Annotated in this window: 1 pseudogene; it reads left to right on the top strand. The window is 47.7% G+C overall.

Annotated features, from left to right (window positions below):
• Nucleotides 1-39 precede the first annotated feature (39 nt).
• A pseudogene (locus tag ACSNOG_RS33270) lies at nt 40-277 on the top strand (Fe-S cluster assembly protein SufB); the annotation flags it as partial.

Genomic DNA, 277 nt, shown 5'->3' on the forward strand with positions numbered 1-277 from the left:
GTAAGCGAATGACAATAGATCGATAGGGAGGTAAGTCAAATGGCTAAAAAGGCACCCGAATTAGAAGAGTACAAATATGGTTTCCGTGACGAGCACAAAGCCGTTTTTCAAACCGGTAAAGGATTGACTCGCGAGGTCGTTACGGAAATTTCCAAAATTAAGAATGAGCCGGAATGGATGCTGGAATTCCGCCTGAAGGCACTGGAGCAGTTCGAGAAAATGCCGATGCCTCGTTGGGGCGGCGATCTCGACGAGCTGGATTTCAACGACATCCAGT

Origin of the sequence: Streptomyces sp. URMC 124 (assembly GCF_051386455.1) — a bacterium.
GTDB lineage: Bacteria > Actinomycetota > Actinomycetes > Streptomycetales > Streptomycetaceae > Streptomyces.